Raw genomic sequence first — 19,154 nt, 5'->3', positions numbered from 1 at the left:
ATTGCCTTGCTAAGGAGGTGCAGAATTAAGATGCATGTAAAAAAAGGTGATAAAGTACAGGTAATCACTGGTAAAGACAAAGGAAAACAAGGTGTAATCCTTGTGGCTTTCCCAAAGGAAAACCGTGTTATCGTTGAGGGTGTTAACATCGTTAAGAAGCACTCTAAGCCATCTCAATTAAATCCACAAGGTGGAATTATCACGAAAGAAGCACCTATTCACGTATCTAATGTTATGCCATTAGATCCAAAAACAGGTGAACCTACTCGTGTAGGCTACAAAGTGGAAGATGGTAAAAAAGTTCGTATTGCGAAAAAATCTGGTGAATTATTAGATAAATAATTTTCTTATGAAAGGAGGTCACTTCATTGAATCGCCTTAAAGAGAAGTTCCAAAAGGAAATTACTCCTGCTCTAATGAGCAAGTTTAACTATAAATCTGTAATGCAAGTACCAAAAATCGAGAAAATCGTAATCAACGTTGGTGTTGGTGATGCGGTACAAAACTCTAAAGCATTAGACAATGCTGTAGAAGAATTAACTCAAATCGCAGGTCAAAAACCTGTAATCACTCGCGCTAAAAAATCTATCGCAGGTTTCCGTCTTCGTGAAGGAATGCCAATCGGTGCGAAAGTTACTTTACGCGGTGAACAAATGTATGAGTTCTTCGACAAATTAGTAACAGTTTCTTTACCACGTGTACGTGATTTCCGTGGTGTATCTAAGAAATCTTTCGATGGTCGTGGTAACTATACATTAGGTGTTAAAGAGCAACTTATTTTCCCTGAGATCGATTATGATAAAGTAAGCAAAGTCCGCGGTATGGACATCGTAATCGTTACAACAGCGAACACTGATGAAGAAGCTCGTGAACTTTTAACACAATTCGGTATGCCATTCCAAAAATAATGGAAGCCAACGCTAAGTAGAGGAGGCGAAAACGTGGCTAAAAAATCTATGATTGCGAAACAAAAGCGTACTCCTAAGTTTAAAGTACAAGAGTATACACGTTGCGAGCGCTGCGGTCGTCCGCATTCTGTATACCGCAAATTTAAACTTTGCCGTATTTGTTTCCGTGAACTTGCATATAAAGGTCAAATTCCTGGTGTTAAAAAAGCTAGTTGGTAAAACCCACAATTGGGAAGGAGGTAAAACACATGGTGATGACAGATCCGATTGCAGATATGCTTACTCGCATCCGTAATGCGAACATGGTACGTCATGAGAAATTAGAGGTTCCTGCTTCTAAGATCAAAAAAGAAATTGCTGAACTTTTAAAACGTGAAGGTTTCATTCGTGATGTGGAATACATCGAGGATAACAAACAAGGTATCCTACGTATTTTCTTAAAATATGGTGCGAACAATGAACGTGTAATCACTGGATTAAAACGTATCAGTAAACCTGGCTTACGCGTATACGCAAAAGCTGATGAAGTACCACGTGTACTTAACGGATTAGGTATTGCACTTCTTTCTACATCTAAGGGCGTAATGACAGACAAAGATGCTCGTCAATTACAAACTGGTGGAGAAGTAGTAGCATACGTTTGGTAATTAATATTGAAACGAACGGAGGTGTGACCACATGTCTCGTATTGGTAAAAAGATTCTTGAAATCCCTGCAGGTGTTACTCTTACTGTAGCAGAAGATAATACTGTAACTGTAAAAGGACCTAAGGGTGAATTAACTCGTACTTTCAATGCTGATATGGTTATCAAAGTTGAAGAAAACATCTTAACAGTAGAGCGTCCATCTGAACAGAAGGAACACCGTGCACTTCACGGTACAACTCGTGCTTTACTAGGAAACATGGTTGAAGGTGTAACTACAGGTTTTGCACGCGGTCTTGAATTAGTCGGTGTCGGTTACCGTGCTCAAAAACAAGGCAACAAGCTTGTATTAAACGTAGGTTACTCTCACCCAGTTGAGATTACTCCAGAAGCAGGCATCGAAATTGAAGTTCCTGCTCCAACAAAAGTTATCGTTAAAGGTATCAGCAAAGAACGCGTTGGTGCTTTAGCTGCAAACATTCGTGCTGTACGTGCTCCAGAACCTTACAAAGGTAAAGGGATTCGTTACGAAGGCGAAGTTGTTCGTCGTAAAGAAGGTAAAACTGCTAAGTAAGCCCGTTAGGTGAAAGAAAGGAGTGACAAGAATGATCACTAAAGCTGATAAAAATGCGACTCGTAAGAAAAGACATGCACGTGTACGTGCAAAACTTACTGGTACTGCAGAGCGTCCACGCTTAAACGTGTTCCGTTCAAACCAACACATTTACGCTCAAGTTATTGATGATGTAAAAGGTGTAACGTTAGTAAGTGCATCTACTCTTGATAAGGACCTTGCTCTTAACGGTACAGGCAACATTGAAGCTGCTACGAAAGTTGGCGAATTAGTTGCTAAGCGTGCTGTAGAGAAGGGTGTTAAAGAAGTAGTATTTGATCGCGGTGGTTATTTATACCATGGCCGTGTTAAAGCTCTAGCTGAAGCTGCTCGTGAGGCTGGATTACAATTTTAATGGTCAAAGGAGGGAAAATTGATGCGTCGCATTGACCCAAGCAAATTAGAACTTGAAGAACGTGTAGTTACGATAAACCGTGTTGCGAAAGTTGTTAAGGGTGGTCGTCGTTTCCGCTTTGCTGCACTAGTTGTAGTTGGTGATAAGAACGGTCACGTTGGATTCGGTACTGGTAAAGCTCAAGAGGTACCAGATGCTATTCGCAAAGCTATCGAAGATGCTAAGAAAAACTTAATCGAAGTACCTTTAGTTGGTACATCAATTCCACACGAAATCATCGGACATTTCGGTGCTGGTGAAGTATTCCTAAAACCTGCTGCTGAAGGTACTGGGGTTATCGCTGGTGGACCAGTACGTGCGGTTCTTGAGTTAGCTGGTGTACAAGATATTCTTTCTAAATCTCTTGGTTCTAACACACCAATTAACATGATTCGCGCTACTGTGAACGGATTAAGCGAACTTAAGCGTGCTGAAGAAGTAGCAAAATTACGTGGTAAATCTGTAGAAGAGCTACTAGGTTAAGAAGGAGGGAAAACAAATGGCGAAAAAGTTAGAAATTACCCTCACTCGTAGTGTAATTGGTCGTCCACAAGATCAACGTGCGACTGTAGAAGCTTTAGGTCTTAAAAAGTTGAATGCAACTGTAGTTAAGGAAGAGACTCCTGCTATTCTTGGTATGATCAACAAAGTTTCTCACCTTGTAACTGTAAAAGAAGCTTAAGGATAACTCATTAATATAAGGAGGTGCCTGGGAATGAAACTTCATGAATTAAAACCTGCAGAAGGTTCTCGTAAAGTACGCAACCGTGTCGGTCGCGGTATCGGTTCTGGAAACGGTAAAACTGCTGGTAAAGGTCATAAAGGACAAAACGCTCGTTCTGGTGGCGGTGTTCGTCTTGGCTTTGAAGGTGGTCAAACTCCATTATTCCGTCGTTTACCAAAACGCGGCTTCACAAACATTAACCGTAAAGAGTTTGCTATCGTAAACTTAGCGGCATTAAATCGTTTTGAAGATGGTACAGAAGTAACACCTGAATTATTACTGGAAACTGGCGTTATCAGTAAATTAAACGACGGTGTTAAAGTTCTTGCAAGCGGAGCAGTTGAGAAAAAATTAACTGTTAAAGCGCACAAGTTCTCTTCAAGTGCTAAAGAAGCAATTGAAGCAGCTGGCGGAACAGTTGAGGTGATCTAATGTTTCGTACAATCTCCAACTTTATGCGCGTTGCTGAGATAAGACGTAAAATATTTTTCACTTTAGCGATGTTAATCGTTTTTAGAATTGGCACGTTTATCCCAGTGCCATTTACAAATGGAGACGTACTAAAAGCACAAGATCAGTTAAATGCATTAGGAATCCTAAATACATTTGGCGGTGGAGCTTTGAAAAATTTCTCCATCTTTGCGATGGGAATCATGCCGTATATCACAGCATCCATCATCGTGCAGTTATTGCAGATGGATGTTGTTCCTAAATTTGCGGAATGGTCAAAACAAGGCGAAATGGGTCGTCGTAAATTAACGCAATTCACGCGTTATTTTACAATTGTTCTTGCTTTTATTCAGGCGTTTGGTATGTCAATCGGTTTTAACGGTATGGTAGGTGGACAGTTAATTTTGAATCCAGGTTGGGGAACTTATTTATACATTGCAACGGTACTAACTGCTGGTACTGCATTTTTAATGTGGTTAGGTGAACAGATTACAGCTAAAGGTGTAGGTAATGGTATTTCCATCTTAATCTTTGCTGGTATTGCCGCGGCGATCCCAAATGTATTATCACAAGTTTACTTACAACAGTTTCAAAATGTCGGAGATCAACTGTTCATGAGTATCGTTAAAGTCGTATTGATTTTACTAGCTGTGTTAGCAGTGGTTGTGGGTGTTATTTACATCCAGCAAGCTGTTAGAAAGATCCCAATTCAATATGCGAAGCGTGTAACAGGAGGAAATGGTAGTTATGCTGGAGCACAAAACACACATTTACCACTTAAGGTAAATAGTGCGGGTGTTATTCCAGTAATTTTTGCTGTTTCGTTCTTGATTACGCCTCCAACTATTGCACAGTTCTTCCCAAAACACGATATATCGCAGTGGATTATCGCAAACTTTAACTATTCTCACCCTGTGGGAATGATTGTATATGTAGCGCTCATAGTGGCTTTCACATATTTCTATGCATTTGTTCAAGTTAATCCAGAGCAAATGTCAGAGAACCTAAACAAGCAAGGTGGATATGTTCCAGGTATTCGTCCGGGTAAGAATACAGAACAATATCTAACAAAAATCTTGTATCGTTTGACCTTTGTAGGATCTATTTTCCTAGCAGCGATTGCAATCCTTCCAGTTATCTTTACGAAACTGGGAAATCTTCCGCCGTCTGCACAGATTGGTGGAACGAGTATGTTGATCGTTGTCGGCGTTGCTTTAGAAACAATGAAGCAGCTAGAAAGCCAACTGGTAAAACGCCATTACAAAGGGTTTATCAAACAGTGAGTAAGTGATGGGAAGAGAATGTCTTCCCTACATGCTCATTATGAGGGGGAACAAAGATGAACTTAATTCTAATGGGGCTTCCTGGTGCTGGTAAAGGTACACAAGCCGAACAGATTGTTGCCAAGTATAACATCCCTCACATTTCAACAGGTGATATGTTCCGTGCAGCTATGAAGGCTGAAACTGAACTTGGTTTGCAAGCTAAATCTTTTATTGATAAAGGAGCGCTTGTTCCAGATGAGGTTACAATCGGAATCGTTCGTGAACGTTTGAGTCAAGAAGACTGCAAGAAAGGTTTCTTGCTAGATGGGTTCCCACGAACAGTTGCACAAGCATCTGCGCTTGAAGAAATTATGAAAGATCTTGGCAAAAAAATCGACTATGTTTTAAACATTAATGTGGATTCAGGATTGCTGTTAAAACGTCTTACAGGCCGTCGCATTTGTAAAGAGTGCGGTGCGACTTACCACTTAGAATTCAATCCGCCAGCAAAAGCTGACGTATGTGATAAATGTGGTGGCGAATTATATCAACGCTCTGATGACAATGAAGAGACTGTAGCAAATCGTTTAGAAGTAAACATTAAGCAAACAAAACCATTGCTTGATTTCTACGAGGAGCTGGGTTACTTACAAAGCATTAATGGTGAGCAAGATATCAATAAAGTATTTGCTGATATCGATGTTCTCATCGGAGGCTTAGCGTAATGATCATTTGCAAAACTCCTCGCGAGATAGAAATCATGCGAGAGGCTGGCAAGGTCGTTGCTTTAACTCATCAAGAGTTGAAAAAGCATATTGCTCCAGGAATTACAACGAAAGAGCTCGATCAAATAGCGGAAAAGACGATTCGAAAATATGGTGCTACGCCATCTTTTAAAGGATACAACGGATTTCCGGGAAGCATATGTGCTTCTGTAAATGAAGAGCTTGTACACGGGATTCCAGGAAAGCGCAAGCTCCAAGAAGGCGATATCATCAGTATCGATATTGGTGCGAAATACAATGGATATCATGGAGATTCTGCATGGACGTATCCAGTAGGAAACATTTCTGAATCTGTTCAAAAGCTACTTGATGTCACAGAAAAATCGTTGTATCTTGGTTTAGAACAAGTAAAACCAGGCGAAAGATTATCTAACGTCTCACATGCGATTCAAACGTATGTTGAAGAGAATGGGTTGTCGATCGTTCGGGAGTATGTTGGTCACGGAATCGGGCAAGACTTACATGAGGATCCGCAAATTCCGCACTATGGTCCACCAAATCAAGGCCCTAGATTAAAGCCGGGAATGGTCATCTGTATTGAACCGATGGTGAACCAAGGAAGACGATATGTAAAAACACTATCTGATGACTGGACAGTGGTAACGGTAGATGGTAAATGGTGTGCCCATTTTGAGCACACGATTGCTCTTACAGAAGCAGGATACGAAATCCTTACCACTTTATAAGTAGCTGGCTCTCCGGGATTTCAGAACAGTGTAAAATGTTACTGATTTGAAGAAGGGAGAACTATTGAATGGCGAAAGATGATGTAATTGAAGTCGAAGGTACCGTTCTTGAAACGTTGCCAAATGCTATGTTCAAAGTAGAATTAGAGAATGGGCATGTCGTATTGGCTCACGTTTCTGGTAAAATCCGTATGAACTTCATTCGTATTTTACCAGGAGACAAAGTTACGGTAGAATTATCTCCGTACGATTTAAATCGTGGTCGTATTACGTACCGCTTTAAATAATATAGCACTCCGTAATCTTTAAGGAGGTTCGAGACATGAAAGTAAGACCGTCAGTTAAACCAATCTGCGAAAAATGTAAAGTTATTCGTAGACGTGGAAAAGTAATGGTTATTTGTGAAAACCCTAAACATAAACAAAAACAAGGTTAATCTGAAGGAGGTGTATTCGGAATGGCACGTATCGCAGGTGTAGATATTCCTCGTGACAAACGCGTTGTTATTTCTTTAACTTACGTATTCGGCATTGGTCGTACTACTGCTGAAAAAATTCTTGCTGAAGCTGGTGTTTCTGAAGAAACACGAGTTCGTGACTTAACGGAAGATGAATTAGGACGTATCCGTGATATCATCGATCGTATCAAAGTTGAAGGTGATCTTCGTCGTGAAGTATCTCTTAACATTAAACGTCTAATGGAGATCGGTTCTTACCGTGGTCTTCGTCACCGTCGTGGTTTACCAGTTCGTGGTCAAAACTCTAAAAACAATGCTCGTACACGTAAAGGTCCACGTCGTACAGTAGCAAATAAAAAGAAATAATAAGTAAAGGAGGTTGAACTAACTATGGCACGTAAAACAAACACTCGTAAAAAACGTGTGAAAAAGAATATTGAGACTGGTGTAGCTCATATTCGTTCTACTTTCAATAACACAATCGTAACACTTACAGATACTCATGGTAACGCAATTTCTTGGTCTAGTGCTGGTGCACTTGGTTTCCGTGGATCTCGTAAATCTACTCCATTCGCTGCGCAAATGGCTGCTGAAACTGCTGCTAAAGCTGCAATGGAGCACGGTTTAAAATCTTTAGAGGTTACTGTAAAAGGTCCTGGTGCTGGTCGTGAAGCAGCAATTCGTGCTCTTCAAGCTGCAGGTCTAGAAGTAACAGCAATTAGAGATGTTACTCCAGTTCCTCATAATGGATGTCGTCCACCAAAACGTCGTCGTGTATAATTTTTCTGTATAGAATTTTCCCTTTTGTCTATAATGGATATGATGCCTTATCGAGAAATTTCGTACAGAAACATCGCTTGTTGTGCACAATCGGGAACTGCCTAAGGGGGACTTTCGGTTAAACAGAGGTTTTCCCTTTGTTTAACCGAGGTTTCGACGTTTTGAAGGAGGGTTTAGTTAATGATTGAAATTGAAAAACCGAAAATCGAAACGGTTGAACTTAACGAAGATGCTAAGTATGGTAAATTCGTAATTGAACCGCTTGAGCGTGGGTATGGTACTACTTTGGGTAACTCCTTACGTCGTATTCTTTTATCCTCACTCCCTGGTGCCGCTGTAACTGCTATCCAAATCGATGGCGTATTACACGAATTTTCAACAGTTGAGGGCGTAGTAGAGGACGTTACAACGATCATCTTAAACTTGAAAAAGTTAGCTCTTAAAATTTACTCTGACGAAGAGAAGACGTTGGAAATCGACGTACAGGGCGAAGGTATTGTCACAGCTGCTGATATTACTCACGATAGTGATGTTGAGATCTTAAATCCAGATTTATACATTGCGACGTTAGCAAAGGATGCGCATTTCCGCGTGCGTTTAACTGCAAAGCGTGGCCGTGGGTATACGCCAGCTGATGCAAATAAAAGCGAAGATCAACCAATAGGAGTTATTCCTATTGATTCTATTTATACTCCAGTGTCACGTGTAACTTACCAAGTGGAAAAGACACGTGTTGGACAAGTGGCAAATTATGATAAGCTTACGCTTGATGTATGGACGGATGGAAGCATCGGGCCAAAAGAAGCTATCTCTTTAGGAGCCAAAATCTTAACAGAGCATTTAAATATCTTTGTTGGTTTAACTGATGAAGCACAAAATGCTGAGATTATGGTTGAGAAGGAAGAAGATCAAAAAGAAAAAGTTCTTGAAATGACTATTGAAGAACTTGATCTTTCTGTTCGTTCTTATAATTGCTTAAAACGTGCAGGAATTAATACTGTACAAGAGCTTGCGAATAAAACAGAAGAAGATATGATGAAAGTTCGTAACTTAGGACGTAAATCCTTAGAAGAAGTTAAGCATAAACTTGAAGAATTAGGTTTAGGTTTACGTAAAGACGACTGAGGATTTAATTTCATCAACAAAGGAGGGAACTACGAATGGCATACAGAAAATTAGGCCGTACAAGTGCGCAACGTAAAGCTATGTTACGTGACTTAGCTACTGATTTAATTATCAATGAGCGCATTCAAACGACAGAGACTCGTGCAAAAGAACTTCGTTCTGTAGTGGAAAAAATGATCACTTTAGGTAAACGCGGAGATCTTCATGCTCGTCGTCAAGCAGCAGCTTTCATTCGTAATGAAGTTGCTAACGCTGAGACTGGTCAAGATGCACTTCAAAAACTTTTCGCTGATGTAGCTCCACGCTATGCTGAGCGTCAAGGCGGATACACTCGTATTGCAAAAATTGGTCCACGTCGTGGAGACGCAGCACCAATGGTAATTATCGAGTTAGTATAATGATAATTAAAAGGGCAGGACAGTTCTTTTCAAGTAACTGGTCGTGGCCCTTTTTTTTTAATAAATATAAGGATGAGGCTAACTCGAAAAAAGAAAGGGTGCCTTATATTGAAAAGAGAGAAACTTCGTGTGCAAAATGTATCATTTCAATATCCTGGGGCGACTGCTTATGCGTTAAAAGATGTATCCTTTTCTCTCAATGAGGGAGAATGGGTGTCTGTCATTGGACAAAATGGTTCAGGAAAATCTACTCTTGCAAAACTACTAAATGGCTTGTTTTTACCGGAATCAGGTACGATTACAGTAAATGGTACAATGGCTTTATCTGAGGAAACAGTATGGGACATTCGAAAGCAAATTGGTATGGTTTTTCAAAATCCAGACAATCAATTTGTAGGTACAACAGTGCAAGATGACGTTGTATTTGGGCTTGAGAATATTGGTATGCCTAGAGAACAGATGGTAGAACGAATGAAACAGGCATTGCATTTAGTTAGAATGGAAGAGTTCTTGCATGAGGAGCCGCATTCATTATCTGGTGGTCAAAAGCAACGTGTTGCAATAGCGGGAATTTTAGCTCTTCAGCCATCGATTTTAATATTGGATGAGGCAACATCAATGTTGGACCCAAAAGGACGCGTTGAAGTTGTTGAGACTGTGAGACAGCTTGTGGATGAAAAGGGAATTACAGTTTTATCTATTACACATGATTTAGAAGAAGCTGCACAGTCGGATCGTATTATTGTTTTAAACAAGGGAGAAATATTAGAGGAAGGGACACCACAAAAAATTTTTAAATCGTCTCATATGCTCAAGGAAATTGGTTTAGATGTACCTTTTTCAGTAAAAATAGCAGAATTATTAAAAAGAAGTGAAATTCCACTGCAAAACACGCATCTTACAATGGAAAGTTTGGTGAACGAACTTTGGAGATTACATTCCAAAAGGTAGAACATCGTTATCAATATAAGACTCCCTTTGAAAGACGCGCGCTTTATGATGTAGACGTGTCATTTCCAAGTGGGGGATACTATGCGATTATCGGTCATACTGGTTCTGGTAAATCAACGATGATTCAACATTTAAATGGCTTGTTGCAGCCAACACATGGTACAGTTCGAATTGGGGAACATATGATTTCATCTCAAAAAAAAGCTAAAAAACTCAAGCCGCTACGCAAAAAAGTAGGGGTTGTCTTTCAGTTTCCAGAACATCAGTTATTTGAGGAAACAGTTGAGAAGGATATTTGTTTTGGTCCTTCAAATTTTGGCGTATCGGAAGCAGAAGCAAAGAAAAAGGCAAAATATGCGATCGAACTTGTTGGACTGGATCCAGAATTATTAGCACGTTCTCCATTTGAATTAAGCGGTGGACAAATGAGACGCGTTGCAATAGCAGGTGTACTTGCGATGGAACCAGAAGTACTTGTATTAGACGAACCCACAGCAGGACTTGATCCGAAAGGGCAGCATGAGCTTATGGAGATGTTTTATACACTTCATAAGGAGAAGGGACTGACAGTCATTCTTGTTACTCATAATATGGAGGATGCTGCAAAATACGCAGATCAAATCGTGGTTATGCATAAAGGAACGGTCTTTTTGCAAGGAAGAGCGGAGGAAGTATTTTCACATGCAAATGAATTAGAGCAAATCGGTGTGGATCTTCCAATGTCTTTAAAGTATAAACGTGCAATTGAAGAGAAGTTTGGTATTTCGATTCCAAAGGCTACCTTATCTTTAGAGGATCTTACTCATGAAGTTGTACAGGTATTACGAAAAGGTGGTCATGAATCATGCAGCAGTTGATTATTGGGAGATATATTCCAGGCAAGTCACTCATTCATCAACTTGATCCGCGTACGAAGCTATTAATTGTTTTTCTGTATGTATTTGTTGTCTTTTTAGCAAATAATGCGATTTCATATGGATTTTTATTCTTGTATGCACTCATTGCTTTATTTTTTGCAAAAGTGCCGATTCGTTATGTACTTTCGGGCTTAAAACCAATTTTATGGATTTTTCTTTTCGCATTTTTCTTGCATATTTTTACAAATAAAGAAGGAGATGTACTACTTCAGCTTGGTTGGTTTTCAATATATGAAAAAGGTTTAGAGCAAGGGATATATATTTCAATACGCTTTGTTGTCATTATTTTAATGACAACTTTACTAACGTTAACGACTACACCTATTGAGATTACAGATGGGATGGAAACATTATTAAAGCCATTGAAGCGTCTTAAAGTTCCTGTTCATGAAATTGCATTAATGATGTCTATTTCTCTCCGATTTATTCCAACATTGATGGATGAGACGAGTAAAATTATGAAAGCACAAGCATCCCGTGGTATTGACTTTGCTGGTGGTCCGATAAAAGATCGGTTAAAAGCAATTATTTCTTTACTTGTTCCTCTTTTTATTAGTGCCTTTAAGCGTGCTGAAGATTTAGCTATCGCAATGGAAGCTCGTGGGTATCAAAGTGGTGAGGGACGTACGAAATTTAGGCAACTACGCTGGAAAACAAGTGATACTGTAACATTAATAAGCTTATTTTGCTTGGCGTGTATTCTAGTATGGGTAAGATCATAATGGAGAGTAGAAAGATGGAAAGAATAAAGTGTACAGTTGCATATGATGGGATTAACTTTTGTGGATATCAAATCCAACCGCAGCATCGTACTGTGCAACAAGAAATTGAAAAGGCTTTGCAAAAGTTGCACAAAGGAGAACTTGTTCGTGTACAGGCGTCAGGAAGAACAGACTCTACTGTTCATGCAAAAGGACAAGTAATTCATTTTGATACACCATTGTCTCTTGAAGAATGGCAGTGGGGGAACGCTTTAAATACATTATTGCCAGACGATATTGTAATTGTACAAGTAGAGAAGAAAACGGAAGAGTTCCATGCGCGTTATGGCGTTGTAAAAAAGGAATATCGTTACCGTGTATTATTATCTAAAACGGCGGATGTATTCCGTAGAAATTATGTATATCAGTATCCATATCCAATTGATATTCAATTGATAAGAAAAGCTATCCCTTATTTTATCGGGACACATGATTTCACATCATTTTGTTCGGCGAAGACTGATAAAAAAGATAAAGTGCGAACAATTTATGAGATAGATTTATTCGAACAAGGTGATGAATTGGTTTTTCGCTTTGTTGGTAATGGTTTTTTATATAATATGGTTAGAATCATTGTCGGAACGCTACTTAGCGTAGGGCAAGGAAAGGTTGATCCAGATAGTATTCCAGAGATTTTAGCTAAGCAAGATCGACGCTTTGCGGGAAAGATGGTACCAGGTCATGGTCTTTATTTATGGCAGGTAAACTATAACAACTAATCCTGGTGTAACATTTGCTTGACATTAGATTCTCAAAACGATATCATAACATATGGTATTGTTTCTAAAACCACGATTAGCCCCGGAAGGAAGTCGTGTTTAAGATAAACAATAGATTTTTTCTATGAAAAGATAATCGAGTAGGAGGGAAACAAATGCGTACAACTTTTATGGCAAAAGCTAACGAAGTTGAGCGTAAATGGTATGTGGTTGACGCTGAAGGTCAAACTTTAGGTCGCCTTGCTAGTGAAGTAGCATCCATTTTACGTGGTAAACACAAACCAACATTTACACCACACGTTGACACTGGTGATCATGTAATTATTATTAACGCTGAGAAAGTTCACTTAACAGGTAATAAATTAAACGATAAAATTTACTACCGTCACACTCAACATCCAGGTGGACTTAAGCAAAGAACAGCTCTAGAAATGCGTACAAACTATCCTGTACAAATGTTAGAGCTTGCAATTAAAGGCATGCTTCCAAAAGGACGCCTAGGACGTCAAATGTCTAAGAAATTAAACGTGTATGCTGGAGCTGAGCATCCACATCAAGCACAAAAACCAGAAGTTTACGAACTTCGCGGATAATTAATTAAAGGAGGGCTTACTTTGGCACAGGTTCAATACTATGGTACTGGACGTCGTAAGAGTTCAGTAGCACGCGTACGCCTAGTTCCAGGCGAAGGACGCGTTATCATTAACGGTCGTGATTTTGAAAACTACATTCCATTTGCTGCATTACGTGAAGTAGTAAAACAACCTTTAGTTGCAACAGAAACTTTAGGTAACTACGATGTACTTGTAAACGTAAATGGTGGTGGATACACTGGTCAAGCTGGTGCAATCCGTCACGGTATCGCTCGCGCTTTACTAAAAGCTGATCCAGAATATCGTTTAACATTAAAACGTGCAGGTCTATTAACTCGTGACGCACGTATGAAAGAGCGTAAAAAATACGGTCTTAAAGGCGCACGTCGTGCACCTCAGTTCTCAAAACGTTAATTTTTGCGAACTTCAAACCCCAACCATTTGGTTGGGGTTTTTATTTTATCTTGATGAATTTCATCGTTCTTTTTTGTGCTTGGAATATTTTAGTGTAACCTTCCTGCGTATGCTTCTTCTGTAGAAGTTTAGACTAATACGTAATTAGGGAGGTTTAGAAGTACTATGAATGTCATTGTTGGTTTGCAAGAAAGACAAAAAGAAAAACAATTAAGGTATGAACGTAAGATGTTAAGAGAACTTTCACTAAAATCGTTGCGTTCCAATATTCATGATGCTTTTCATAGACAGGAGTTTCATCGGCAATATGAGGATTATTGTATTGAATTAGGAATTGAGTCGTATTTGCTAGGTGCAAGGTATAGTAAATTTGGTTATTATGGTGAATCTTTTTTTGATGTGAAAGATAGATCTTTAGAAGAAGAACAGCAGTTAACAGAAATGTTATTTCTTTTTTTAATGAATATGACGATGCGAGAAGAAGTAGAAGATAAGAATTTGCTTTATAAATCTTGTGAGCAATTTATTAGTGCCTGGTGGCGAGAAGGCTACGAGAAAGGTGAAAGAAGATATCGTTTAAAGTTGTATTAAGAGAAGCATAAACTTTCCTCTTGTCCCATATAAGTAATTAGAGGGACTAGCTGGAGGAGGAAAGGTATGAAGAGAATTCGAATAATCTCTTTAGTGCTAGCTGCGATTATATTGTTTTTCTTGATAAAACAGGAATTGCAAATTACAAAGTCGTGGCGGGCCTGGAATTTACCCCTATCAGGAAAGGTAATTGTGCTTGATGCTGGACATGGTGGGCCAGATGGGGGAGCGGTTGGTGGGAAAGATATTGTAGAAAAAAATATTACACTTGAAATTACAAAAATGCTGCAAGACTACTTACAGGAACAAGGGGCTTTGGTGATTTTAACGAGAGAAGGAGACTATGATTTAGCCGATAAAGATACAAAATCGTATAGTAGGCGTAAGGCAGAAGATTTAAAAAAACGTGTAGCAATGATTAATAAGCCAGATGTGGATTTTTTTGTGAGTATTCATTTGAACGCTTTGCCTAGTAATAGCTCAAAGGGAGCGCAAACATTTTATCACCGCTCTTTGCTTGAAAATGAACGAGCGGCAAAGTTTATACAAGCTGAACTGCGAACGAGCTTAGAGAATACGAACAGTTCCGCTAAAACAATTTCGCATGTCTATTTACTTAAGTATGCTAAGACTCCAGGTACATTGGTTGAGGCTGGTTTCTTATCAAATGTAAATGAAAGGTATATGTTAAATTCGGAAAAATATCAGCAAAAAGTAGCAGCTGCTATTTATCGCGGGATTTTGCGCTATTTCACAGAAAAAGGAAACCCTCCTGAATGAGGAGGGTTTTTGCGTTTCTCTCATTAACGAAGTTTTCGGAAAATATGTTATACTGGAAATGTAAACGCATTTATTTGAAGGAAAAGAGGATAAACCCAATTTATTTCACATCATACGGGGGGCTAGGCGAATTATGGTAACAAAAGAGCAAGTAGTGAAGGTGCTTGAAGGGATTACTGATCCATTTCTACATAAAACATTAAAAGAAACGAACGCAATTCAAGAAGTAACTGTTAAATCTGAGAAGGGTCATGTAAGTATAAAAATTGCGATTGTAAAAACGGGAACGGCTGAACAAATGCAGCTACAAGCAGCGATTGTTAAACTGATTAAAGAACTTGGAGCTGCAACAGTTGGCTTGCGTTTTGCTGAATTTACTGAGGAAGAGTTAGCGCAGTTTGCTCCACCGGAAGATCAAGAGAATGAATCATTACTTTCACCACATTCCAAAACAACATTTATAGCTGTTGCGAGTGGAAAAGGTGGCGTAGGAAAATCAACGGTTTCTGTTAACCTCGCGATTGCATTAGCGCGTCTAGGGAAAAAAGTAGGGATTATTGATGCTGATATTTATGGTTTTAGTGTACCGGATATGATGGGGATCGAGAAACGCCCTGTTGTAAGAGGAGATAAAATTATTCCTGTAGAAAGATTAGGAGTGAAAGTAATTTCTATGGGATTCTTTGTGGAAGATAATGCACCTGTCATTTGGCGTGGGCCAATGCTCGGCAAAATGTTAAATCACTTTTTCACAGAAGTGGAATGGGGAGATTTGGATTACTTAGTATTAGATTTACCACCAGGAACTGGAGATGTAGCTTTAGATGTACACACAATGCTACCATCTTGTAAAGAAATTATTGTAACAACACCTCATCCGACCGCTGCATTTGTAGCAGCTCGCGCAGGTGCAATGGCACTCCGGACAGAACATAGTATTCTTGGTGTTATTGAAAATATGGCATACTTTGAAAGTAAAGTAACTGGGGAAAAAGAATATGTATTTGGAAAAGGTGGAGGAGATAAATTAGCCGCTGAATTACAAACAGAAGTGCTAGGGCGAATTCCGCTTCAACAACCGGATTGGAACAAAGAAGATTTTGCGCCATCAGTATATGAAGACACGCATAAAACAGGAATCATTTATCGAACAATAGCTGAACAAGTAATTGAAAAGACTTCAGTAAAACAAAGCTAATAAAAGTAGGATAAAAAATCCCCCCCGTTATTGTAGATTGCGGGGGGATTTTTAGTCATTTAAATAAGAAGTGAAATATAGGTTTATCCCGCTATTTTAGGGCAGCCCGATTGGTGAGGGTTCATAATCAGCGGAGGATGAAGAGAATTCCCACTGATTGAAGTTTCACTTTATTATTTTTGTTCTTTGCCCTCCTCTTCTTCCTCGCCACTTTCTTTTTTCTTAGCTCCATTTTCTGTTTCAGCTTTTTTAACTCCTTTGCTAATGATATCAATCATTTTAGCTTGGAAGAGTGGACTTTCTGCTGTTTCATTCAATACTTGTTGTAAATATTGACGATATTCTTTGCTCTTCATTGTTTGTTGCATCATTTTTTCTACTTCAGGATTTTTCATAATCTCTATAATTCCTGCTTGATATTCAGGGTCTTTTAACAAAGTTTTCATTAAGTTTGTTTGTTCTTTCCCCATGCTTTTCGCAAACTTAGCTGAAAACTCAGGGTCCTTAAATAACTTTTCCCAAAATTGTTGCCCTTTATCGGATACCATTGCATCTTCAATTGTCTTTTTTACTACTGTTTCGTCTAATATGAGTGCCTGTTTCATTTTTTCATCGGTTAATACATCTTGAATGGCTTTCTTTCCCTGATCTGTTTTTAAAATATCAACAATCATTTTTTTTGTTTGATCATAATCCAGTTCTGTTTTTGCTTCTTCTCCCTGTGCACATGCTACAAGGGAAAGAGACAGGAACAAAGAAATTAAAATGAGCAGCATCCGTTTCATAACTAGGAGCTCCTTTCAACGCAGTTCTCCTTTTTAATATAAATATCTTTAAGGAATTTATACATGATCATGGGTAGCTTTTTGAAATTGTGATTGATACAATTTAAATAGAAATATACGAATAATGGGGGATGTGTTGTGAATAGCCGAAAGTGGGTACGATTGTTTTTTACGACGTTGCTTCTTGGTGGAATTAGCACAATCTTTATTGGTTTTATTCTAGAATGGGACAAGTACGCTAAATTTTTTCAAGATTTTGACGGAAAGGAGATTTTGGCAGTTGCTTTCTGGTTAATGGGGGTAGGCTTTATCTTTAGTGTAATAAGCCAAATGGGATTCTTTGCTTATTTAACTGTGCATCGTTTCGGATTAGGAATGTTTCGATCTTCTTCTCTCTGGAATGCGGTTCAAATTTTTTTCATTGCGTTTGTTCTATTTGATTTTGTTTATTTAAGGTCTGTGCTGATTGCAAATGGAGAAGTTTCATTAGGGAATAATATCCTTGTAGCTGGAATGCTATTTTTGTTCGGGCTTTTCGTAGCGTATATAAAGAGTAAAGAGACAAATAAAAAAGCGTTTATCCCAGCGCTATTCTTTATGGTTGTGGTAACAATTCTCGAGTGGGTACCAGCGCTACGGATTAATGATACGGATTGGCTATATTTAATGGTTATCCCGTTGTTATTATGTAATGCATATCAATTGCTCATACTGCATCGTTTAATAGGACAAGAGAGCAAGGCAGCTAGTTGAGAAGAAAAGGATACATCCTCAAAGGGATTGTATCCTTTTTAATTTGGAGAAATAGAGCTTTAGTGGATAGTAGAATTTACATTTTTACTTTTGGCGTTTGTATTAGAAATTAATTGGGAAATCGATATTGGTTCATAACCATCACTTTTTAACTTTTGTAGAAGAAGTGGTAATGCTTTATTTGTTTGAAGAGCAGAGTCAGAAGCGTGCAGTAAAATGATATCACCGCCGCGCAAATGATTGGAAACAGATGATACAATTTGATCTACACCAGGGTTTTTCCAATCATTAGGATTGTTACTCCAATGAACAATAGTGTAACCAAGAGAGTCTGCAACTTTCAAAGTTGTTTTGTTAAAATCCCCACTAGGAGGCCGTAAGAGTGTTAGTTGCTTTACACCAAGTTTTTCGAATACATCGTGTGCCCGTAAGAGATCTTTCCTTACTTCATTTGCCTCTAATGATGTGTAGGGAGTGTAGCTATATCCCATACTACCGATTTCATGGCCATCTTTAAGAATTCGTTCCACAATATCAGGATGTCTTTCAGCCCATGCTGCGGAGAGAAAGAATGTTGCATTTTTAATATCGCGTTCTTTTAAAGTGTCCAGGATTGGCATTGCTTTTTTATCGCCCCAACTAATATCAAATGTTAACGCAACTTGTTTTTTAGCTGTATCTCCTTTGTAAATAACCTTTGGCCCAGTAGCAGTGGAAAAAGCAGATTCATGCGAATACGTTTTTAGAAAAAGCATCCATGCTGTAAATAAGGAAAGTACAATGATAAAACTAATGTGCTTAAATTTGCGTTTACTTGTGATAAAAAAGAAAAACATAATACTCCGCCCCTTTGTCCAATCCTTTTCAGTTACATATATGCAATCAGAATGAAAAAGAGAACGAATGAATGAATATCGTAAGTGATGGATATAATAGGGAATACTATTTAGTATGTTACAAGAAGTATTTATGATGGAAGATTATTTGGGGTGATCGTTTGATTGGGCTTATGATAACGCAGGAAGAGCAAAAAGAAATGGAGTACATATTAAAAAGAGAGATGGACGAACTCCTATTTGATTTTGAAGATGAACGTATACATTATGTAGTGAAAAAAACAATGGAAGAGCGATATAAGATTCTTTTTTGTTTATTTCGTAGAATAGCAAATAAAGAAGAATGTCTTCCTTATGTGAGAAAAAGAATTTTTTATTAAAAAGTGTTGACTAAAATATTAAACATATGATAAATTGATAAACGTCGCTGATGCAGGATATGCAGGAAGCGAAAAATAAATAAAAAACTTAGTTGACATTGAAATGAAGAGATGTTAATATGAGGAAGTCGCTAATTGAAGCGACAAACGAGTTCTTTGAAAACTGAACGAAACAAACAACGTGAAACGTCAATTTTTATTTATGATGCTAGACAAACTTTATTGGAGAGTTTGATCCTGGCTCAGG

Annotated in this window: 31 protein-coding genes; 29 read left to right on the top strand and 2 right to left on the bottom strand. The window is 38.5% G+C overall.

What is annotated here, in order from left to right:
• Positions 1 to 30 precede the first annotated feature (30 nt).
• The 27 genes from rplX to MR059_RS18850 all read left to right on the top strand — a co-directional run bounded on the left by rplX (position 31) and on the right by MR059_RS18850 (position 16,153).
• The gene (gene rplX, locus MR059_RS18980; RefSeq protein WP_011983255.1) at positions 31 to 342 is read left to right on the top strand and encodes a 50S ribosomal protein L24; all 312 of its coding nucleotides are present in this window, start codon (positions 31 to 33) and stop codon (positions 340 to 342) included.
• A 26-nt stretch (positions 343 to 368) separates the two neighbouring features.
• Entirely contained in the window at positions 369 to 908 is a 540-nt protein-coding gene (gene rplE, locus MR059_RS18975) for a 50S ribosomal protein L5 (RefSeq protein ID WP_011983256.1), read from the top strand.
• A gap of 33 nt (positions 909 to 941) precedes the next feature.
• On the top strand, positions 942 to 1,127 hold the full coding sequence (gene rpsN / locus MR059_RS18970; protein ID WP_001085700.1) for a 30S ribosomal protein S14: 186 nt from the start codon (positions 942 to 944) through the stop codon (positions 1,125 to 1,127).
• A gap of 29 nt (positions 1,128 to 1,156) precedes the next feature.
• Positions 1,157 to 1,555 carry a 30S ribosomal protein S8 gene (gene rpsH / locus MR059_RS18965; RefSeq protein ID WP_011983257.1) on the top strand — a complete coding sequence of 133 codons (399 nt, stop codon included), beginning with the start codon at positions 1,157 to 1,159 and terminating at the stop codon, positions 1,553 to 1,555.
• 31 nt (positions 1,556 to 1,586) lie between these two features.
• On the top strand, positions 1,587 to 2,126 hold the full coding sequence (gene rplF / locus MR059_RS18960; RefSeq protein ID WP_011983258.1) for a 50S ribosomal protein L6: 540 nt from the start codon (positions 1,587 to 1,589) through the stop codon (positions 2,124 to 2,126).
• 31 nt (positions 2,127 to 2,157) lie between these two features.
• A complete protein-coding gene (gene rplR, locus MR059_RS18955) occupies positions 2,158 to 2,520 on the top strand; it encodes a 50S ribosomal protein L18 (protein WP_011983259.1) in 363 nt (120 codons plus the stop codon).
• 21 nt (positions 2,521 to 2,541) lie between these two features.
• Positions 2,542 to 3,042: a 30S ribosomal protein S5 gene (gene rpsE / locus MR059_RS18950; protein WP_011983260.1), complete on the top strand. Its 501-nt coding sequence runs from the start codon at positions 2,542 to 2,544 to the stop codon at positions 3,040 to 3,042.
• Between the two features lie 16 nt (positions 3,043 to 3,058).
• Positions 3,059 to 3,241, top strand: a complete 183-nt coding sequence (gene rpmD / locus MR059_RS18945; RefSeq protein WP_011983261.1) for a 50S ribosomal protein L30 — start codon at positions 3,059 to 3,061, stop codon at positions 3,239 to 3,241.
• 33 nt (positions 3,242 to 3,274) lie between these two features.
• A complete protein-coding gene (rplO, locus tag MR059_RS18940; protein ID WP_011983262.1) occupies positions 3,275 to 3,715 on the top strand; it encodes a 50S ribosomal protein L15 in 441 nt (146 codons plus the stop codon).
• Positions 3,715 to 5,016 carry a preprotein translocase subunit SecY gene (gene secY / locus MR059_RS18935; RefSeq protein ID WP_011983263.1) on the top strand — a complete coding sequence of 434 codons (1,302 nt, stop codon included), beginning with the start codon at positions 3,715 to 3,717 and terminating at the stop codon, positions 5,014 to 5,016. Before rplO ends, secY begins: the two co-directional genes overlap by 1 nt.
• 56 nt (positions 5,017 to 5,072) lie before the next feature.
• Positions 5,073 to 5,723: an adenylate kinase gene (locus tag MR059_RS18930; RefSeq protein ID WP_011983264.1), complete on the top strand. Its 651-nt coding sequence runs from the start codon at positions 5,073 to 5,075 to the stop codon at positions 5,721 to 5,723.
• Positions 5,723 to 6,469, top strand: coding sequence for a type I methionyl aminopeptidase (map, locus tag MR059_RS18925; protein ID WP_011983265.1), 747 nt, complete (start codon positions 5,723 to 5,725; stop codon positions 6,467 to 6,469). The genes MR059_RS18930 and map overlap by 1 nt, the downstream gene beginning before the upstream one ends.
• Positions 6,470 to 6,537: 68 nt before the next feature.
• Positions 6,538 to 6,756, top strand: coding sequence for a translation initiation factor IF-1 (gene infA, locus MR059_RS18920; protein ID WP_001029884.1), 219 nt, complete (start codon positions 6,538 to 6,540; stop codon positions 6,754 to 6,756).
• Positions 6,757 to 6,791: 35 nt separating this feature from the next.
• Positions 6,792 to 6,905, top strand: coding sequence for a 50S ribosomal protein L36 (gene rpmJ, locus MR059_RS18915; RefSeq protein ID WP_000868344.1), 114 nt, complete (start codon positions 6,792 to 6,794; stop codon positions 6,903 to 6,905).
• A gap of 21 nt (positions 6,906 to 6,926) precedes the next feature.
• Positions 6,927 to 7,292: a 30S ribosomal protein S13 gene (rpsM, locus tag MR059_RS18910; RefSeq protein ID WP_000090789.1), complete on the top strand. Its 366-nt coding sequence runs from the start codon at positions 6,927 to 6,929 to the stop codon at positions 7,290 to 7,292.
• A 24-nt stretch (positions 7,293 to 7,316) separates the two neighbouring features.
• Positions 7,317 to 7,706 carry a 30S ribosomal protein S11 gene (rpsK, locus tag MR059_RS18905; protein WP_011983266.1) on the top strand — a complete coding sequence of 130 codons (390 nt, stop codon included), beginning with the start codon at positions 7,317 to 7,319 and terminating at the stop codon, positions 7,704 to 7,706.
• Positions 7,707 to 7,886: 180 nt separating this feature from the next.
• The gene (locus MR059_RS18900) at positions 7,887 to 8,831 is read left to right on the top strand and encodes a DNA-directed RNA polymerase subunit alpha (protein ID WP_011983267.1); all 945 of its coding nucleotides are present in this window, start codon (positions 7,887 to 7,889) and stop codon (positions 8,829 to 8,831) included.
• A gap of 35 nt (positions 8,832 to 8,866) precedes the next feature.
• On the top strand, positions 8,867 to 9,229 hold the full coding sequence (rplQ, locus tag MR059_RS18895; protein ID WP_000331490.1) for a 50S ribosomal protein L17: 363 nt from the start codon (positions 8,867 to 8,869) through the stop codon (positions 9,227 to 9,229).
• A gap of 108 nt (positions 9,230 to 9,337) precedes the next feature.
• On the top strand, positions 9,338 to 10,180 hold the full coding sequence (locus MR059_RS18890; protein WP_011983268.1) for an energy-coupling factor ABC transporter ATP-binding protein: 843 nt from the start codon (positions 9,338 to 9,340) through the stop codon (positions 10,178 to 10,180).
• Positions 10,156 to 11,037 carry an energy-coupling factor ABC transporter ATP-binding protein gene (locus MR059_RS18885; RefSeq protein WP_011983269.1) on the top strand — a complete coding sequence of 294 codons (882 nt, stop codon included), beginning with the start codon at positions 10,156 to 10,158 and terminating at the stop codon, positions 11,035 to 11,037. The genes MR059_RS18890 and MR059_RS18885 overlap by 25 nt, the downstream gene beginning before the upstream one ends.
• Entirely contained in the window at positions 11,025 to 11,819 is a 795-nt protein-coding gene (locus MR059_RS18880; protein WP_011983270.1) for an energy-coupling factor transporter transmembrane component T family protein, read from the top strand. Before MR059_RS18885 ends, MR059_RS18880 begins: the two co-directional genes overlap by 13 nt.
• Before the next feature lie 14 nt (positions 11,820 to 11,833).
• Positions 11,834 to 12,577 carry a tRNA pseudouridine(38-40) synthase TruA gene (gene truA, locus MR059_RS18875; RefSeq protein WP_011983271.1) on the top strand — a complete coding sequence of 248 codons (744 nt, stop codon included), beginning with the start codon at positions 11,834 to 11,836 and terminating at the stop codon, positions 12,575 to 12,577.
• Positions 12,578 to 12,732: 155 nt separating this feature from the next.
• The gene (rplM, locus tag MR059_RS18870; RefSeq protein WP_011983272.1) at positions 12,733 to 13,170 is read left to right on the top strand and encodes a 50S ribosomal protein L13; all 438 of its coding nucleotides are present in this window, start codon (positions 12,733 to 12,735) and stop codon (positions 13,168 to 13,170) included.
• Between the two features lie 21 nt (positions 13,171 to 13,191).
• Positions 13,192 to 13,584, top strand: coding sequence for a 30S ribosomal protein S9 (gene rpsI, locus MR059_RS18865; protein ID WP_011983273.1), 393 nt, complete (start codon positions 13,192 to 13,194; stop codon positions 13,582 to 13,584).
• Positions 13,585 to 13,749: 165 nt separating this feature from the next.
• Positions 13,750 to 14,175 (top strand): DUF2521 family protein, encoded by a 426-nt coding sequence (locus tag MR059_RS18860; protein WP_011983274.1) that lies wholly within the window; start codon positions 13,750 to 13,752, stop codon positions 14,173 to 14,175.
• A 66-nt stretch (positions 14,176 to 14,241) separates the two neighbouring features.
• Positions 14,242 to 14,955 carry an N-acetylmuramoyl-L-alanine amidase CwlD gene (cwlD, locus tag MR059_RS18855; RefSeq protein WP_242161938.1) on the top strand — a complete coding sequence of 238 codons (714 nt, stop codon included), beginning with the start codon at positions 14,242 to 14,244 and terminating at the stop codon, positions 14,953 to 14,955.
• Positions 14,956 to 15,088: 133 nt separating this feature from the next.
• The gene (locus MR059_RS18850; protein WP_011983276.1) at positions 15,089 to 16,153 is read left to right on the top strand and encodes an Mrp/NBP35 family ATP-binding protein; all 1,065 of its coding nucleotides are present in this window, start codon (positions 15,089 to 15,091) and stop codon (positions 16,151 to 16,153) included.
• 173 nt (positions 16,154 to 16,326) lie between these two features.
• Here the strand turns inward: MR059_RS18850 and gerD are convergent, their stop codons facing one another.
• Positions 16,327 to 16,938, bottom strand: coding sequence for a spore germination lipoprotein GerD (gene gerD, locus MR059_RS18845; RefSeq protein ID WP_011983277.1), 612 nt, complete (start codon positions 16,936 to 16,938; stop codon positions 16,327 to 16,329).
• A 138-nt stretch (positions 16,939 to 17,076) separates the two neighbouring features.
• On the opposite strand from gerD, the gene MR059_RS18840 reads away from it, so the two are divergent.
• Complete coding sequence (locus MR059_RS18840; protein ID WP_011983278.1) at positions 17,077 to 17,691, top strand: KinB-signaling pathway activation protein; 615 nt, start codon at positions 17,077 to 17,079, stop codon at positions 17,689 to 17,691.
• Positions 17,692 to 17,750: 59 nt separating this feature from the next.
• On the opposite strand, the gene pdaB is transcribed toward MR059_RS18840, so the two are convergent.
• Positions 17,751 to 18,527, bottom strand: coding sequence for a polysaccharide deacetylase family sporulation protein PdaB (gene pdaB / locus MR059_RS18835; protein ID WP_011983279.1), 777 nt, complete (start codon positions 18,525 to 18,527; stop codon positions 17,751 to 17,753).
• Positions 18,528 to 18,688: 161 nt separating this feature from the next.
• On the opposite strand from pdaB, the gene MR059_RS18830 reads away from it, so the two are divergent.
• The gene (locus tag MR059_RS18830; RefSeq protein WP_011983280.1) at positions 18,689 to 18,907 is read left to right on the top strand and encodes a hypothetical protein; all 219 of its coding nucleotides are present in this window, start codon (positions 18,689 to 18,691) and stop codon (positions 18,905 to 18,907) included.
• Positions 18,908 to 19,154: the final 247 nt, after the last annotated feature.

This window comes from Bacillus cereus group sp. BfR-BA-01522 (assembly GCF_022662635.1).
GTDB classification, from domain to species: domain Bacteria; phylum Bacillota; class Bacilli; order Bacillales; family Bacillaceae_G; genus Bacillus_A; species Bacillus_A cytotoxicus.
This window is presented reverse-complemented; position numbering and strand designations above follow the sequence as displayed.

What these genes read in the sequence shown, in the direction of transcription:
- map (WP_011983265.1), top strand. Translation starts at nt 5,723, where the DNA reads ATGATCATTTGCAAAACTCCTCGCGAGATAGAAATCATGCGAGAGGCT.
- rpsK (WP_011983266.1), top strand. Translation starts at nt 7,317, where the DNA reads ATGGCACGTAAAACAAACACTCGTAAAAAACGTGTGAAAAAGAATATT.
- rpsH (WP_011983257.1), top strand. Translation starts at nt 1,157, where the DNA reads ATGGTGATGACAGATCCGATTGCAGATATGCTTACTCGCATCCGTAAT.
- rplF (WP_011983258.1), top strand. Translation starts at nt 1,587, where the DNA reads ATGTCTCGTATTGGTAAAAAGATTCTTGAAATCCCTGCAGGTGTTACT.
- rplR (WP_011983259.1), top strand. Translation starts at nt 2,158, where the DNA reads ATGATCACTAAAGCTGATAAAAATGCGACTCGTAAGAAAAGACATGCA.
- rplM (WP_011983272.1), top strand. Translation starts at nt 12,733, where the DNA reads ATGCGTACAACTTTTATGGCAAAAGCTAACGAAGTTGAGCGTAAATGG.
- infA (WP_001029884.1), top strand. Translation starts at nt 6,538, where the DNA reads ATGGCGAAAGATGATGTAATTGAAGTCGAAGGTACCGTTCTTGAAACG.
- rpsM (WP_000090789.1), top strand. Translation starts at nt 6,927, where the DNA reads ATGGCACGTATCGCAGGTGTAGATATTCCTCGTGACAAACGCGTTGTT.
- MR059_RS18860 (WP_011983274.1), top strand. Translation starts at nt 13,750, where the DNA reads ATGAATGTCATTGTTGGTTTGCAAGAAAGACAAAAAGAAAAACAATTA.
- cwlD (WP_242161938.1), top strand. Translation starts at nt 14,242, where the DNA reads ATGAAGAGAATTCGAATAATCTCTTTAGTGCTAGCTGCGATTATATTG.
- gerD (WP_011983277.1), bottom strand. Translation starts at nt 16,938, where the DNA reads ATGAAACGGATGCTGCTCATTTTAATTTCTTTGTTCCTGTCTCTTTCC.
- MR059_RS18900 (WP_011983267.1), top strand. Translation starts at nt 7,887, where the DNA reads ATGATTGAAATTGAAAAACCGAAAATCGAAACGGTTGAACTTAACGAA.
- pdaB (WP_011983279.1), bottom strand. Translation starts at nt 18,527, where the DNA reads ATGTTTTTCTTTTTTATCACAAGTAAACGCAAATTTAAGCACATTAGT.
- truA (WP_011983271.1), top strand. Translation starts at nt 11,834, where the DNA reads ATGGAAAGAATAAAGTGTACAGTTGCATATGATGGGATTAACTTTTGT.
- rplO (WP_011983262.1), top strand. Translation starts at nt 3,275, where the DNA reads ATGAAACTTCATGAATTAAAACCTGCAGAAGGTTCTCGTAAAGTACGC.
- rpmJ (WP_000868344.1), top strand. Translation starts at nt 6,792, where the DNA reads ATGAAAGTAAGACCGTCAGTTAAACCAATCTGCGAAAAATGTAAAGTT.
- secY (WP_011983263.1), top strand. Translation starts at nt 3,715, where the DNA reads ATGTTTCGTACAATCTCCAACTTTATGCGCGTTGCTGAGATAAGACGT.
- rpmD (WP_011983261.1), top strand. Translation starts at nt 3,059, where the DNA reads ATGGCGAAAAAGTTAGAAATTACCCTCACTCGTAGTGTAATTGGTCGT.
- MR059_RS18930 (WP_011983264.1), top strand. Translation starts at nt 5,073, where the DNA reads ATGAACTTAATTCTAATGGGGCTTCCTGGTGCTGGTAAAGGTACACAA.
- MR059_RS18880 (WP_011983270.1), top strand. Translation starts at nt 11,025, where the DNA reads ATGCAGCAGTTGATTATTGGGAGATATATTCCAGGCAAGTCACTCATT.
- rplX (WP_011983255.1), top strand. Translation starts at nt 31, where the DNA reads ATGCATGTAAAAAAAGGTGATAAAGTACAGGTAATCACTGGTAAAGAC.
- rplQ (WP_000331490.1), top strand. Translation starts at nt 8,867, where the DNA reads ATGGCATACAGAAAATTAGGCCGTACAAGTGCGCAACGTAAAGCTATG.
- rpsE (WP_011983260.1), top strand. Translation starts at nt 2,542, where the DNA reads ATGCGTCGCATTGACCCAAGCAAATTAGAACTTGAAGAACGTGTAGTT.
- MR059_RS18850 (WP_011983276.1), top strand. Translation starts at nt 15,089, where the DNA reads ATGGTAACAAAAGAGCAAGTAGTGAAGGTGCTTGAAGGGATTACTGAT.